At 60.2% G+C, this 14,666-nt stretch carries 15 protein-coding genes; 5 read left to right on the top strand and 10 right to left on the bottom strand.

Features of this window, described 5'->3' with window-relative positions; all coding sequences use genetic code 11:
- The first annotated feature begins 67 nt into the window (after positions 1-67).
- A complete protein-coding gene (locus WCY31_RS01520; protein WP_345972879.1) occupies positions 68-1,336 on the top strand; it encodes an MgtC/SapB family protein in 1,269 nt (422 codons plus the stop codon).
- A 98-nt stretch (positions 1,337-1,434) separates the two neighbouring features.
- The gene (locus WCY31_RS01515; protein WP_345972878.1) at positions 1,435-1,848 is read left to right on the top strand and encodes a TOBE domain-containing protein; all 414 of its coding nucleotides are present in this window, start codon (positions 1,435-1,437) and stop codon (positions 1,846-1,848) included.
- A gap of 35 nt (positions 1,849-1,883) precedes the next feature.
- Here WCY31_RS01515 and ppsA read toward each other — a convergent pair whose 3' ends face one another.
- Together ppsA and WCY31_RS01505 are read right to left on the bottom strand one after the other, a co-directional pair.
- Positions 1,884-4,313, bottom strand: coding sequence for a phosphoenolpyruvate synthase (gene ppsA / locus WCY31_RS01510; protein ID WP_345972877.1), 2,430 nt, complete (start codon positions 4,311-4,313; stop codon positions 1,884-1,886).
- A 49-nt stretch (positions 4,314-4,362) separates the two neighbouring features.
- Positions 4,363-5,760 (bottom strand): MBL fold metallo-hydrolase, encoded by a 1,398-nt coding sequence (locus tag WCY31_RS01505; protein WP_345972876.1) that lies wholly within the window; start codon positions 5,758-5,760, stop codon positions 4,363-4,365.
- Positions 5,761-5,914: 154 nt separating this feature from the next.
- Here WCY31_RS01505 and WCY31_RS01500 point away from each other — a divergent pair, with 154 nt between their 5' ends.
- Positions 5,915-6,430 (top strand): ferritin-like domain-containing protein, encoded by a 516-nt coding sequence (locus WCY31_RS01500; RefSeq protein WP_345970471.1) that lies wholly within the window; start codon positions 5,915-5,917, stop codon positions 6,428-6,430.
- Here WCY31_RS01500 and WCY31_RS01495 read toward each other — a convergent pair.
- The 6 genes from WCY31_RS01495 to WCY31_RS01470 all read right to left on the bottom strand — a co-directional run bounded on the left by WCY31_RS01495 (position 6,422) and on the right by WCY31_RS01470 (position 10,701).
- Complete coding sequence (locus WCY31_RS01495; RefSeq protein WP_345970470.1) at positions 6,422-6,769, bottom strand: diacylglycerol kinase; 348 nt, start codon at positions 6,767-6,769, stop codon at positions 6,422-6,424. The genes WCY31_RS01500 and WCY31_RS01495 overlap by 9 nt on opposite strands.
- Positions 6,766-7,917 (bottom strand): MFS transporter, encoded by a 1,152-nt coding sequence (locus tag WCY31_RS01490; protein WP_345972875.1) that lies wholly within the window; start codon positions 7,915-7,917, stop codon positions 6,766-6,768. Before WCY31_RS01490 ends, WCY31_RS01495 begins: the two co-directional genes overlap by 4 nt.
- Positions 7,918-7,955: 38 nt before the next feature.
- Positions 7,956-8,528, bottom strand: a complete 573-nt coding sequence (locus WCY31_RS01485) for a PAS domain-containing protein (RefSeq protein WP_231019950.1) — start codon at positions 8,526-8,528, stop codon at positions 7,956-7,958.
- Between the two features lie 111 nt (positions 8,529-8,639).
- The gene (locus tag WCY31_RS01480; protein ID WP_345972874.1) at positions 8,640-9,260 is read right to left on the bottom strand and encodes a protein-L-isoaspartate O-methyltransferase family protein; all 621 of its coding nucleotides are present in this window, start codon (positions 9,258-9,260) and stop codon (positions 8,640-8,642) included.
- Positions 9,250-10,416: a hypothetical protein gene (locus WCY31_RS01475; protein ID WP_345972873.1), complete on the bottom strand. Its 1,167-nt coding sequence runs from the start codon at positions 10,414-10,416 to the stop codon at positions 9,250-9,252. The genes WCY31_RS01480 and WCY31_RS01475 overlap by 11 nt, the downstream gene beginning before the upstream one ends.
- Positions 10,417-10,422: 6 nt before the next feature.
- Complete coding sequence (locus WCY31_RS01470) at positions 10,423-10,701, bottom strand: CDGSH iron-sulfur domain-containing protein (RefSeq protein ID WP_345972872.1); 279 nt, start codon at positions 10,699-10,701, stop codon at positions 10,423-10,425.
- A gap of 114 nt (positions 10,702-10,815) precedes the next feature.
- Between WCY31_RS01470 and WCY31_RS01465 the strand changes: the two genes are divergently transcribed.
- Complete coding sequence (locus WCY31_RS01465) at positions 10,816-11,823, top strand: amidoligase family protein (RefSeq protein WP_345972871.1); 1,008 nt, start codon at positions 10,816-10,818, stop codon at positions 11,821-11,823.
- Positions 11,802-12,485 (top strand): gamma-glutamyl-gamma-aminobutyrate hydrolase family protein, encoded by a 684-nt coding sequence (locus WCY31_RS01460; protein WP_345970464.1) that lies wholly within the window; start codon positions 11,802-11,804, stop codon positions 12,483-12,485. The genes WCY31_RS01465 and WCY31_RS01460 overlap by 22 nt, the downstream gene beginning before the upstream one ends.
- 57 nt (positions 12,486-12,542) lie before the next feature.
- On the opposite strand, the gene WCY31_RS01455 is transcribed toward WCY31_RS01460, so the two are convergent.
- Together WCY31_RS01455 and WCY31_RS01450 are read right to left on the bottom strand one after the other, a co-directional pair.
- Positions 12,543-13,664, bottom strand: a complete 1,122-nt coding sequence (locus tag WCY31_RS01455; RefSeq protein ID WP_345972870.1) for an OmpA family protein — start codon at positions 13,662-13,664, stop codon at positions 12,543-12,545.
- A gap of 81 nt (positions 13,665-13,745) precedes the next feature.
- Positions 13,746-14,594 carry a patatin-like phospholipase family protein gene (locus tag WCY31_RS01450; protein WP_345970462.1) on the bottom strand — a complete coding sequence of 283 codons (849 nt, stop codon included), beginning with the start codon at positions 14,592-14,594 and terminating at the stop codon, positions 13,746-13,748.
- Positions 14,595-14,666 lie beyond the last annotated feature (72 nt).

The raw sequence follows: 14,666 nt of genomic DNA, 5'->3' as shown, positions 1-14,666 counted from the left end.
AGCTTTCTCTTTCAACTCCGATCTCCCATTGTAGCATGCATCCGCGTCTACATGGTACAATCCTTCTATGGAATACGCCGTTCTCAAATCGATGGTCATCGCGCTGCTGCTGGGGTTCATGATCGGCATGCAGCGCACCATGAGCCGCATGCCCCAAAGCGGCCAGAGCTTCGCGGGCAGCCGTACCTTCGCCCTGCTGGCCCTCATCGGCTACCTGGCCGGCTGGCTCGGCGAGGCGGTCCCGGGCTTCGTCTTCGCCGCAACGGCGGTCGTCGGACTCCTCGTCGGGCTCTCCTATTACCTCAAGGTCACCCGCTTTCATAAAACGGGGATGACGACCCAGGTCGCCGCCGTCGTCACCTTTCTCCTGGGCCTGATGGTCTATGCGTCCCTCGAGTCCTACGCCATCTTCATCGCCGTTCTGATGGTCGTGCTCCTCGAGATCAAACCCCGTTTGCGGGAGTTCGAAGCGCACCTCTCCTCCACCGACATCAATGCCGCCGTCTTGCTGCTGGCGATGAGCTTTATCGTGCTCCCGGTGTTGCCCAACGAGATGATCGGCCCCTATGAACTCTTCAACCCCTACAAGACCTGGCTGATGGCCGTCATCATCGCCGCTATCTCCTTTGTGGGGTATGCCGCCGTCAAGCTCTTCGGACACAAGCGCGGCCTCTTCATCACCGGGGCTGCCGGCGGGCTCATCTCCTCCACCGGCGTGGCCGTCTCGCTTTCGAAGATGTTCGCAAATCAGTTCAGTCTGCTCAACAACTACGCCGCCGGCGTGGCCGTCGCCTGCACCTTCATGTACCTGCGCGTCCTCTTCGAGGCGGCCGTCATCTATCCCGCCCTCGCCAAGCTCCTCGCCCCCGCTTTCCTCGCCGCGACGGCCGTGGGCCTGCTCTTCACCTACTACCTTTATACCCGTTCGCAGAGTGCCGATATCCATCTCGAGAACGAGGCGATCACGAAAAACCCGCTGCAGCTGAGCGAAGCGATCAAATTCGGCCTGATCTTCGGCGTCATCTACGGGGCGATCGCTTTTACGGAGAACCGCTTCGGCAACGTCGGCGTCTACATCGTTTCGCTGATCTCCGGTATTACCGATGTCGATGCCATCACCCTTTCGCTCTCGGAACTGAGCAAGGACGGCAAACTGCTCAAAAGCACCGCCATGAACGGCATCGTCATCGCCTCGGTAACGAATTCGCTCGTCAAACTCGGCATCGTCTTCTGGATCGGCGGTCTCAAGCTTGGATGGCGCACCGCACAGTTCTTCATCCTGACGCTCGGTTCGATGGCCACAGTGCTCTCTCTGACCGAGTTCTTCCTTCTTTAACTCATAAGAATATTAAATAAAAATAATTATTCATTGTTATCATTAAGGGTAAATAGGTGATACTTTCTTCCTAAAAACATTAATTTTGAGGAGAATTCATGAAAACCAGTGCACGCAACCAGATCAAGGCAACGGTGACAGAGATTATCGGGGGAACCGTCAACAGCGAAGTGGTGATGGACGTGGCAGGCACCCCGCTCAAGGCCATCATTACCAAAGAGGCGGTCTCCGAGATGGGACTGACGGCCGGTTCGGAAGTCTACGCCATCATCAAGGCCTCATTCGTCATGATCGCCAAGGAGAAACCCGGCAAGATCAGCACACGGAACGTCATCGAAACGACGGTCAGCGACATGATCGAAGGCCCGGTAAGCTGCGAACTCAAACTGGCCATGGGCAGCGCGGTCCTGACGGCGATCATCACCGAAGAAGCGGCCAAGGAGCTTGGCGTCGCCAAAGGGGACACCGTCTACGCACTGATCAAAGCCAGCGCCATCATCCTCGCACAGTAACACCCCATTTGCAGCCTTCAATGGCTGCGGAACGTCTATTCTCCCGTCTGCGCTTTCTGCTCTGCCGCTTCCAGATCAATAATCTTCGGAAGTGTCGTCAGCACGCTGTCGGGATTAAGGCTGATAGAGTCGATCCCGAGGCGTACCAGGAACTCCGCGACCTCCGGGTAGTCCGACGGGGCCTGCCCGCAGATGCCGCTGTGGCGGCCGTTGCGCTTGGCCCCCTCGACGGCCATCTCGATCATCTTCAGCACCCCCTCGTCCCGCTCCTCGTAATCAAAGGCGACGATCTCGCTGTCGCGGTCGACGCCCAGGGTGAGCTGGGTGAGGTCGTTGCTGCCGATGCTGAAACCGTCGAAAACCTCGCTGAAGCCGTCGATGGAGATGACGTTGTTGGGAATTTCGCACATCACGTAGATCTGCAGCCCGTTCTCTCCCCGCACCAGCCCGTGCTTCGCCATCGTCTCGACGACCCGCCGCCCCTCTTCGACCCGGCGGCAGAAAGGGATCATCAAGATGACGTTCGTAAAGCCCATCTCGTTTCTGACCCGCTTCATCGCGGCGCACTCCAGCGCGAACCCCTCCTCGTAGGCGGGGTGGCTGTAGCGCGCCGCGCCCCGGAAGCCGATCATCGGGTTCGCCTCGTCCAGCGGTTCGAAGAACTGCCCGCCCGCGAGGGTGGCGTACTCGTTCGTCTTGAAGTCGCTCATGCGCACGACGCAGGGGTCGGGGTAGACCGCCGACGCGATCGTCGCCACCCCCTCGGAGAGGCGCTTAACGAAGAAATCTTCCGGCCCCTCGTAGGCGGCGCTGAGGGCTTCGATCTGCACCCGCGTTGCCAGGTCCGTCTTTTCGGGGTGGACCAGCGCCATGGGGTGAACCTTGATGGATTCGTTGATGATGAACTCCATCCGCGCCAGGCCGATCCCGTCGACGGGGAGGTGCGCCAGCGAGAAGGCGAGGTCGGGGTTGCCGAGGTTCATCATGATCTTCGTGCGCGTTTTGGGGAGGTGGCTGAGATCGGTCCGCTCGACGTCGTACGCCAGGATGCCGTCGTAAACCCTTCCCGTCTCCCCCTCGGCGCAACTTACCGTCACCTCCCGGCCGTCCGCAAGCTTCTCCGTCGCATCCTCCGCGCCGACGATGGCGGGGATACCGAGCTCCCGGCTGACGATGGCCGCGTGGCAGGTACGTCCGCCGCGGTTGGTGACGATGGCCGAGGCCATCTTCATCACCGGCTCCCAGTCCGGTGTCGTCGTATCGGCCAACAGCACCTCGCCCTGCTTGAATTCGCCGAGCTGCGACGTATCGCGGATATGGTGCACCTTTCCGCTGCCGATCTTCGTACCGACGGCGCGGCCGGTCGCGAGCAGCTCCCCCTCCCCCGTAAGATGGTAGATCTCGAGGATCGATCCTTTCTTTTGCGACTCCACCGTCTCCGGGCGCGCCTGCACCATGTAGAGCCTGCCGTCGATGCCGTCTTTGGCCCACTCCATGTCCATCGGCTTATCGTGGCCGACGTTTTGGGAGTAGTGCCGCTCAATCTTGATAGCGTAATCGGCGAGGACCATCACGTCTTCGTCGGCAATACAGAAGCGCGTCCGCTCGGCGGGAGGCGTCTCGACGTTTTTTGTATACTCGACGGCGATGCTGCCGCTGCTGAGCGCTTCGGAGAAGATCATCTTGAGCTCTTTTTTCCCGAGGCTCCGCTTCAAAACCGCCCGGTGCCCCCGGTCGAACGTCGGCTTATGGACGTAAAAACCGTCCGGATCGATCGTGCCCTGCACGACATTCTCCCCCAATCCGTAGGTCCCCGTAATGTAGACGACGTCGCGGAACCCCGTCTCCGTGTCGATACTGAACATCACCCCGCTCGCGCCGACGTCGCTGCGTACCATCTTCATCACGACGACGCAGAGCTTGACGTCGAAGTAGTCGAAGCCGCTGTCAAACTTGTAGTGCAGGGAGCGGTCGGTAAAGTTCGAGGCGAGGCAGCGTTTGTAGGCGTCCAGGAGCGCCTCGGCAGAGGCGATATTGAGGTAGGTGTCGTTCTGACCCGCGAAGGAGGCCTCCGGAGAGTCTTCCGCCGTTGCGGAGGAGCGGACCGCCAGGGAGACGTCGTCGCCGTATTCGCGCTTGAGCGCCGCATACCCCTCCAGGATCTCCGCTTCGAGCGCGGGAGGGAGGGTGCAGCCGTAGAGGATCTCCCGGCACGCCTTCCCCCGCGCCTGCAGCTGCGTAACATCGTCGGGGTTGAGATCATCCAGCTGCGCATGGAGCTTCTCCAGGGCGCCGTTCGCTTCGAGCACCGCATCATAAGCCTCCGCCGTGACGGCGAAGCCGTTGGGGACGAGCACCCCCGCCGTGCTGAGATGCCGGTACATCTCCCCCAACGACGCGTTCTTGCCTCCGACCGAAGGGACGTCCCCGATGCCGAGCGCTTCAAACCATTTGACATATGCCATCGCTTCCTCCTTAATGCAGTGTTCCTCGCCTCTTTCCTGTGCTGCCGCGCTACAGGTAGATCACCTCGTTCTGTTCCACGATATGGACCTCTTTGTGCAACTGCTCTGTAATAGCCGCCTTGAAGAGCGCCTCTTTGTCCGCTTCCCCGTGGATGAGAAAGATGTTTTTGAGGCCGCTCATCCCCTTGATCCACTCCAGGATACCGGATTGGTCGGCATGGGCGGAAAAACCGTTGATCGTATAGACACTGGCCTCGATCCGGATGTCTTCGCGGTAGATCTTGACCCATTTTTCCCCGTCGACGATGCGGCGGCCCAGCGTACCGGCGGCCTGGTAGCCGACGAAGATGAGCGCATTCTTGCGGTTCCAGAGGCGGTGTTTGAAATGGTGCAGGATGCGGCCGCCGGTGCACATTCCGCTGCCGGCAATGATGATGGCGCGACTGTCGGTCTGGTTAATCGCCTTGGACTCCCCCACGTCGAGGGTGTAGGTGAGCAGTTCAAAATCAAAGACGCTCCCGTCCCGCGCCTTCACCTCCCGGCATTTGGCGCTGAGCAGATCGCTGTAGCGGTCGTAGACCTCCGTGGCCCTGATGGCCATCGGTGAGTCGACGAAGACCTTGCAGTGCGGCAGTTCGCCGCTCTCATGCATCTGTTTGAGCAGGAAAAGAATCTCCTGGGTCCGCTCGACGGCGAAGGAGGGGATAAGCACGTTGCCCCAGTTGAGCAGGGTATCGGTCACGACCTTTTTGAACTCCTCCGTGCTCTGCAGGGCGTTTTGGTGGTCGCGGTCGCCATAGGTCGATTCGGTATAGAGGTAATCCGCATGGGGACAGGGGGCGAGATTCGGCAGTACCATATCGTTGTCGTTGCCGATGTCGCCGGAGAAGACGATCGTCCGCGTCACTCCCGCCTCTTCGTAGGCGATCTCGATAAAGGCGGAACCGAGGATGTGCCCCGCATCCCTGTAGGTCACCTCCACCCCCTTGCAAAGGGTAAAGGGCTCGCCGTACTCGGGCAGGATGCGGGTGAGGGCCAGGGCGTCCCTGACGTCGTCCTCGCCGTAAAGCGGCGGGCTCACCTCCCCCTCGGTCCCGCGGCGCAGGGCCTTTTTAAAGCGGGTCTCGTGGTCTTCTTGCATGATCTTGGCGCTGTCGAGGAGGATGACTTCAGCCAGGTCGAAGGTCGCCTTAGTCGCGACGATCGTCTTCGCGAACCCCTCTTTGACGAGCTTGGGCATCCGTCCGCAGTGATCGAGATGCGCATGCGTCAGCAGCAGGAAATCGACCTGCGCCGGGTCGAAGCCGAAGGCGTCAGCGTTATGCTCCTCCTCCCGCCCCTGGAACATGCCGCAGTCGATGAGGATCTGCTTACCGTTTTCGAGCTCAAGCAGGTGGCATGAGCCCGTGACTGTTTCCGCCGCCCCGTAGGAAATTACCGTCGCCATCTCCTCTCCTTTTGCTTCACTGCCACTATCATAGCACTAAACCGCCGGGACGATCAAACAGGCCTGAACCAAATAATCATTTTTATGTGTTGACCTGCACTTAAGAATTGTCGTCCTATGATGGAACTATTACATTTTCTTACAGGAGACTGTCATGGCGATTCGCGGTATTTCAATTCTCAAAGGCATCGAAGCGGAAACGGTGGCCACACTGCTCAACAAAGCGTACTGCGACGAATGGCTGGCCTACTACCAGTACTTCATCGAGTCCAAAGTCGTCAAGGGGATCATGAAAGACGCCGCGATTGCCGAGCTTAATCAGCACGCGGCGGACGAACTGCGCCACGCGACGATGGTGGCGGACCGTATCATCCAGCTCGGCGGGACCCCGGCGCTGAGCCCCAGCGACTGGATGGTTCACGGCAACTGCGGGTATGAGGCGCCGGAGAATCCCGACGTCATGGCGGTGCTGGAACAGGCGATCAAGGGGGAGCAGTGCGCCATCAGCGTCTACTCGGACCTTGTCGATCTCACCCGGGAAAAAGACATCGTCACCTATGACATCGTCTCCCAGATCCTCGCCGACGAGGTCGAACACGAAGAGGACCTCCAGGCCCTCTACGACGACATCGAAGAGTTCGTCGAGCAGATCAGGACGGCCCTAAAGTAGGACCACCCCCCAGATCATCACCGTCATCGCGACGCTGATCAGGCAGGCGGCGGCCGCACTGTCCTTGGCCGCCTTGGCCAGGCGGTGGTAGTCGCGCGTGCTCAGATCCACGCCCCGCTCGACGGCACTGTTGAAGAGCTCCGCGACAATGGGCAGGAAGAGCGAGAACTGCAGCCAGAGCCGTTCGCATTTGGCCACGTCGATGCTCCAGGCCACAACGCTGAGCACGATGAAAAGCGCGACCTCGATCTTGAACACCGTCTCATGCCGGAAGACATGCATAAACCCCTCGACGGCGTAGCCGAAGTTCCTGCGGAGCGAATATTTCGGTTTGTTCATCCTCGCAGCCCCTTTTTTAACCCATATAATACACTAACGGCAAGGGTTCCTCCCAGCGCGACGTCCAACGCGGTCTGCATACCGAACTGCTCCCAGAGCCACCCGCCGAACGCTGCCCCCGCCGCGGCGAAGAGCGCGACCGCGGCATAAAAAATGCCGTAAACCGAGCCGCGGTTCTCTGCCTGCTGCGCGATCATGGCCCGGTTCGCATTGAGCGTCGCCACCGTAAAAAGACCCAGAAAGGCGAACGCGGCCCAGGTCGCCGCGGGCATCTGCAGCCACAGCAGCGCCTGGGCGACGATGCCGCAGCCGTAGCCGAAGGCGTTCACGGCCCCGCTGCCGAAGCGGTCCGACCCCAGACCGAAAAGGTAGCTTGTCAGCGTCTGCACCCCCGTCGATACGGCGAAGAGCAGCGGGATCAGCGCCGTGGCGATCCCGACCGTTTTGGCCTGTACCGTGAAAAAGGCTTCGCTGAATATGAAAAAAAGGAACAGAAAATAGAAGAGCAGCTGCAGCACGGTTTTTTTGTCTGCGCTGCTCAGCCGGAAACGCTCGGTACACCGGACGCTCTTGGGGATGTCGCGCACGAAAAAGATGACGATCACCAGGCCGATGAGGCCGGGGATCAGGGTGGCGAAGAAGAGGGTGCGGATCACCCCTTCGCTGTCGCCGAAATACCACAGCAGCCCGAACAGCAGCAGCGTCCCGCTGAACTCCCCGGCGATATCCATCGTTTTGTGAAACCCGAAGGTCTTGCCGTGGGCATTTTCCCTGGCATAGGAGGCGATCATCAGATCTTTCGGGGCCGAACGCACCCCCTTGCCCACCCGTTCCAGTGCGCGCAGCGCCGCAATGCTCCCCCAGCCGTGGCTGAACCCCAGCAGCGGTTTCGAGAGGGCCGAAAAAAGGTAACCGCCCACCACCAGCGGTTTGACGACGCCGTAGTAGTCCGCGATATAGCCCGAAACCATCCGCAGCGCATAGGAGACAAAGGTCGCCACGGCAACGATGACGCCCAGCTTGTCCATCCCTTCATGCAGGACGGTTATGACAAAAATAGGAAGAATGGGATTGACCATCGCGGAGGCCAGGTCGGTGAAATAGCTCACCCATCCAAGGCGCACGACGTTTTGATCGATAGAGTGCATCTGGGCATTATAGCGCAGCCCGGTGCGCGAAGAGAGGCTTATTTTTTGCCGAAGAGTTTTCCGAAGAAGCCGAACATGCCGCTCAGTTTTTTGTGGAAGATGTCGTCGATATAGGCGGAGTAGTCATGGAATCCGTCGTTGTGCAGTTTCAGCTCAAGGAACATCTCCGCGTCTCTTTGCGTCTTCGTCTGCTCAAGGTCGAGGAGTTTCGCGTAGAGGGTTTCGACCTCGTCAAGCACTTTCTTGGGGACCGGCCAGCGGTGGGAACGGTAGCCGCGGATCTGCTTGTGCTCGTTGAAAAGCGGTTTGTACTCCGAGTAAACCCAGTAATATTTACCGTCTTTACGGCGGTTCTTGACGATGGCCTTGTACTCTTTGCCCGCTTTAAGGGCGTCCCAGAGGAGTTTGAAAACGGTTTTGGGCATATCCGGGTGGCGGACGATGTTGTGCGGCTTTCCCATCAGCTCCTCTTCGGGATAGCCGGAGAGTTCCACAAAATATTCATTGGCATAAACGATCTTGCCCATAACATCCGTTTCCGAAAGGATCTCTCTTTTTGAATCAACTGGTACTTCTATATCCAGGGGTTTGAGCTGAAACTTCTCCGACATCGGGGACTCCTTAAATTATGTATATTTTTTGGATAGTAACAGAAGCAAAATTAATATTTTACAAAAACTAATAGTTAATATTATATACGGTAAGCAACAGTAGACGTTAAATCACATTAATGTGACAAATAAGAAACCCGGATACACCTCCTCGCGTACACTTCCCTGCTCATTTTTGGTGAAGCGGCAGAGACTCTCGCCGATCGGAATAACAAGGGTCCCCCCCGGTTTCAGCTGCTTCAGAAGCGTTTCGGGAAGTTCCCGCGCCGCGGCGGAAACGAGGATCCTGTCATACTGCTCCCCCGGCATGCCCAGGGCCTCCCCGGCCTCCTCGATCCGGACATGCCCGAACCCGAACGGCGCAATGTTGCGTTGACCTACAGCCACCAGGGATTTGCGGTACTCCAGCCCGGTCACCTCCCCCTGCGGACCGACAATATACCCCAGCAGCGCCGTCGTCCACCCCGACCCCGAACCGATATCGAGGACCCGCTCACCCGGTTCGGCGCCGAGCAGTTCCAGCATAAAAGCCACCGTCGTCGGCTGGGAGATCGTCTGCCCCTCCCCGATAGGAAGCGGATAATCGCCGTAGCGCTCCTCCCCGTAATATTCCGGCACAAAAGCGCCGCGGTCGACGGCGCGGAACGCCTTAATGATCCGCGGCGTGCGCAGCGCCCCGTAGTCGATCATCCCCGCGATCAGCCCCTCTGTCGCTTCACGGTCACGCATCATCGCCGCTTCCTATGGTCAAAAACGCATCCGGCAGCAGCGAGGTCGCCAGCATGACGCTGTTGATCCCCGCGTGTTCCTGCCATGTCCCGACGGCCTGGTGCGCCTCCCGCAGCCAGAAAAGCTCCAGCACCTCCGCCATCGGCACAAAGGCCTGCAGCCCCTCGAGCTGTTCGGCCAGGATCGCGTTGTGCAGGGCCGCGTTGTTGAACGCCTGCATCAGGGAGACGCCGTGCAGCCCTATGCCCAATCCCAGTTCACGGAAAGGGAGCCTCGCGTCGGCAGGATGGCGCAGGGTGTTGCTCTGCGCGTAGCGCGACGTTCCCTCCCGCGCCGCTTCGAGCAGGGAGCGCAGCAGACCGCGCAGCGGCAGGTCGTGCCCCGCCATCAGCTGGGTCACGCGCGCCGCATCGAACAGCATGCCGCCCAGCCCCAGGGGGTCCTCCGTGGCGAGCGGCATCGCTTCGGCCATGCTCCCGGCGGCTTCAAGCTCCCCGCCGAGCCCTGCATCGTCGCCCAGCGCCCTCGCCGTCACCGAGAGCTGCAGATAGGTCACATAAGCCTCCAGGGCATCATGCTGCCCCATCGACGCGACCAGCGGCCGGCGCAGGTCGGTACTCATTTTCCAGTACATCCGTTTTGAGCCGTCCGGCATCGCATAGGTAAAGGCCCGGTGCGCGCTTTTGGCCAGTTCCACGGCCCAGCGGCTGTAGCGCACCTCCCCGCTCACCGCCGCCATGCGGTCCAGGGCGTGCATCCACTTGGCAAGATAATGAAAATATTGGCCGTCGCGGTCCCACTCCGAGGCTTCATCATAGGCGGTATCGGCGCCGCGCTCCGGCAGCGGCTTGCCGATGCGCAGTCCCGCCACCGTCGGGTAGCTGGCCGCATCCGCCGCCGCCAGGCCGCTCAGGGCTCCCTCGCGCGCATCGTCGCCGCGAAACGCCCCCAGTTCACGGTGGACCGTATCGATCAATATCCGGGCCTTTTCCAGATACCCCTTCTCGTCGGTGCGCTTGAAGAGGGAGAGAAAGTTGCAGACGGCGAAGGCATCCGTCCATAGGTAGCGCCCCTCCCCCGTCCCGATCGGGTGGCGCGCATCATAGGCCTCCATCAGGGCTGCGGCCTTTTCGATGCGCTCGTGGTGTTCCAGGATCATTGTCGATCAATCCCCCATGACGGGGCCGCCGACCTCGTCATCGCCGTAGAAGCTGTGCGTCCCGTCGCAAAAGGGGAGGTTCTTGGAGGACTTGCAGCGGCACAGCAGGTAGGCCTTGCTCTTCTCTACCGTGAACTTCAGGGGCATACAACCGGTCCCCTGATGGCTTCCGTCGCAAAAGACCCCCTCTTTGGCGCGGCCGCACATGCAGTACAGATAGAGCTTCCCCGCCTCCAGGTCGACCCCCTTCGGTTTATTGAAAAAAACAACAGCATCCTTGCACATCTGGCACCCCCGTTTTTCAGTGGACGATCCCGCACACCGTTTTTTTCATGATAGCCCGATGCCACGGCGAAGTCAAGCCGCCGGAAACGCCGGAAGTGTGGCTATAATTATTGCATGACACCCTTTCTTCTGCCGCCGAAGGTGCGCTGCAGCGACGGCGAGATGCGTCGCGTCGGATTTGAACTGGAGTACTCCGGCCCGGAGCTGGAGTCATGCGCCCGGATCGTCTCGGAGATCACCGGGGGCGAGATCACCGAAATCAACCCCTGGCACTACACCATCGGCCCGACGCCCTGGGGAGACTTCTCCCTGACGCTCGATTTCCAGTTCCTCATCCGCTCAGGCCTCCAGGAGTGGCTGCACAATGCCGGGTTCGACGAAGCGATGGAGCAGGACGAAATCGACGCCATCGAATACTTTATCGGCTCCTTTTCCGCGTCGCTTGTCCCCTTTGAGCTGACGACGCCGCCGCTGCCGCTGAACGCCCTTGACCTGGTGGAAACCCTTAAAGATGCCCTGCGCGGCGCGGGGGCGCTCGGCACGACGGCCAACCCCCTCTATGTCTTCGGCTTCCACATCAATCCCGAGGCGCCCGATTTGAGCGCGGCGACCCTGCTGGCCTATCTGCGTGCCTACCTCGTACTCTATGACCTGCTGGCCGAGGAGATCCGTCCCGTCTTCACCCGGCGCCTCTCCTTCTATATCGACCCCTTTCCCTCCGATTACATCCGCAAGGTTTTGCACCCCGCCTACCGCCCGACGATGGAGGGCTTTACCGATGATTACCTGGAAGCCAACCCGACACGCAACCGGGCCCTCGACCTGCTGCCGCTGCTGGCATGGAATGACCTGGGGCGTGTCCGTCGGGCCCTGCCCACAGAGAAGATCTCCCCCCGCCCCGCCTTTCACTTCCGTCTCCCCAACTCCCGCGTCGATGAAGCGGGTTGGCACACCGCCGACGCCTGGAACAGCTGGCTCCATGTCGAGCGCCTGGCGGAAGATACGGAGACGCTGCTGTCGCTCGCCTATGCGCGCTACCGCATGATGAACTCATTCTTCTACCGTTTCCGCAAAAAACAGTGGATCAAAAGGATACGACAATGGGCAGAAAAGTTCGAATAGCCGTCACGGGAGGCAAACGCGGCAGCCGTCTTGCCTGGTACTTCTCCCGCTTCCTGCTGGGGGGCCACGGCGCGGGAGGAAGCTTCCTGCATCCCGCAACCGATTACCGTGATGCCGCCTTCGACGCCCTGCTGATCACCGGCGGCAGCGATATCGATCCCCAGACCTACGGTGCCCAGGCGCATCCGGCCATCGAACATACCGACCCCGAACGGGACGCCATGGAACTCTACCTCCTCGAGACGGCGGTCCGCCGGGGGGTGCCCGTCATGGGCATCTGCCGCGGCATGCAGCTGCTCAATCTCCATTTCGGCGGGACGCTGCATCCGCATATTCACGACTTCGACCTCGACTTCTCCCACCCGCACACGCCGCTGCCGCTGCAGACGGTGACCCTTGAATACGGCAGCAGGCTCCACGACATCGTCGGACAGGGCGAACTGCGCGTCAATGCACTGCACCACCAGGCGGTCGACCGCCCCGGCGAGGGGATGCGGATCGTCGCCCACGACCGCAACAGGATCGTACAGGCGATCGAACATACGGGCTCACCCTTCATGCTCGGCCTCCAGTGGCATCCGGAGTTCATGCCCTACAGCTGGCACAGCCGGAAGATCTTCGCGGCCTTTGTCCATACGGCACGGACGATGCAAACGTCGTGAAAAGATAAATTCGGGATAAGAAAACGGGGAGGAGAGGCGGCGCCCTCTCCTAGAAAATCAGCGGATCAGTTCCGCGCGGACGGAGCGGTTCTGCGCACGCCCTTCGGCTGTGGCGTTGGTGGCGACCGGATCGGTCTCCCCTTTTCCGACGGCGCTCAGGCGGTTGGACGCGATTCCCTTACCCACCAGCAGGCCGACAACGACCTCGGCGCGTTTCTTCGAGAGCACGTCATTATATGCATTCGTCCCGCGGTCGTCGGCACGGCCGACGATCTCGGCTTTGTAGGGGTTGGATTTCATATAATCCGCAAAGGCATCGATCTCGTCCATATGGGCACTCGTCACCACGGCGGAGTCGGTGGCGAACTCGACGCTGAACGGGAAGGTCGCGGCACACCCTACTTTATCGACCTTGAAGCCTGATGGGGTCTCCGGGCATTTGTCATAAAGGTTCGCAACGCCGTCGCGGTCGTCATCGGGCACGCACCCGTAGGCGTCGACTTTGGCGCCGCGCGGTGTATTCGGGCACTGGTCATTGTCGTCGATGACGCCGTCGCCGTCACTGTCGTAGGTTTTGTACCCTGATGACGCTACCGCCGCGGCCGCTTCGTGGGCACCGAACGCGAAGGAGAGACCGGCGAGCGCCAGCAGGTTGCTGTCATAGCGGTTGCCGTTGTTCTTGAGCATGTAGATCGCTTCGAGTTTCAGCGCCACCTGTTCGGTGAAGGGGATTTTCACCCCCGCGCCGGCATCGCCGTAGGCGCTGTTTTTATTGCCGTAGAGCGGATTGCTCATGTTCTCGTAACCGGCGCCGATCTTGGCGAACGGGCGGACGCTGCCTTCCTCCGTGTAGTCGTAGACAGCCCCCATGCCGACACGCCAGATGTTCGTGGAAGCGGAGGTATCGATGGGGCTAAGGAACAGGGGCGGCGTCGGCGCCGGCGGGTTGTACGAATAGTCCGTATCCGTCGCATAGTAGGCGGACAGTTCCGGTTTGATCGGGAAGGAAAAGAGGTTGTTGATCTGGATTTCCCCCCCGATGATCATCTCGTTTTCAAGCAGAATATTGCCTTCTGGAATCCCGATCCCCGCCACCGGTGAAACCTCGATATTGTATTGAGATGCTGCCGCGATCTGTGCCGCCAGCAACGCACTCGTCATCCATGCACGCTTCATCATTCCTTATACTCCTGAGCGAAATTCACGGAAGTATACCATAGAGAACTGTACAAAAAATAACGTATTTTAAAAAAAATGTAACTATAACGCCGGATGCCCCTCTACCGCCCTGCGCCCCGCTTCGATCAGCGGCGCGGCTTTATGGAAGTCGAACGTACTGCAGATATTCTTGGGAAGGGTAATCATGATATCGGGCGGGTAGCCGCCGATGCGGTACTGGGTCAGGCTGCGCTGCATCGTATCGAAACTCTGGTCGAGAATGGAGAAGATGTGCGCCTGCTCCCGGCGGCGGAGACGCTCTTTGATGGCATTTTTGGCCTTGGATGCCAGACGTTCGGCAAAGGAGTCATAGCGCTCGGCGACGGCGGCTTCCTCCTGCTCCGCGTCGGGGCCGTAGAGGTTGACGGCGATGGTGAGGTCGCTGCGGTCGCGCATCGTCGGCGCCACGGGCAGGGGGTTGAGAACCCCGCCGTCGACCAGGAGCATTCCGTCGAGCTCCACCGGGGTAAACACGGAGGGGATGGCGATCGAAGCGCGGATCGCGCTCAGCAGGTCGCCACTTTGAAACCACACCTCTTTGCCCCGATTCAGGTCCGAAGCGACGGCCGTAAAACGGATGGGCAGCTCCTCGATCGTCTGGGTGCCGATAAGATCGTCCAGGCGCTCGAAGACCTTTGTACCGCTCATAATGCCCCGCTTGTCCCAGGCGAGGTCCAGGAGCGCGGCGACGTCGAGGGGGTCGAGCCCCTGCACCCACTCCCTGTATTCGGCAAGCCTGCCGCAGGCGTAGAGTCCGCCGACCAGCGCCCCCATGGAACAGCCGCTGACGGAAACGATCTCATACCCCTTCGCTTCCAGCGCCTCGATGACGCCGATATGCACGTAGCCACGCGCCCCGCCGCTGCCCAATACCAACGATACTTTTTTCATCGCTTCCCTTTATGTTCGGAACTTTTCCTAATTATAGGGCATTCGGAGCCGGGGGGAGATCGACTTGTGTCG

The organism is Sulfurimonas sp. HSL3-1 (genome assembly GCF_039645995.1).
In the GTDB taxonomy this organism is placed as follows: domain Bacteria; phylum Campylobacterota; class Campylobacteria; order Campylobacterales; family Sulfurimonadaceae; genus Thiomicrolovo; species Thiomicrolovo diazotrophicus.
The sequence above is the reverse complement of the archived record's forward strand: the minus strand, read 5'-3'. Positions and strand labels throughout refer to the sequence as shown.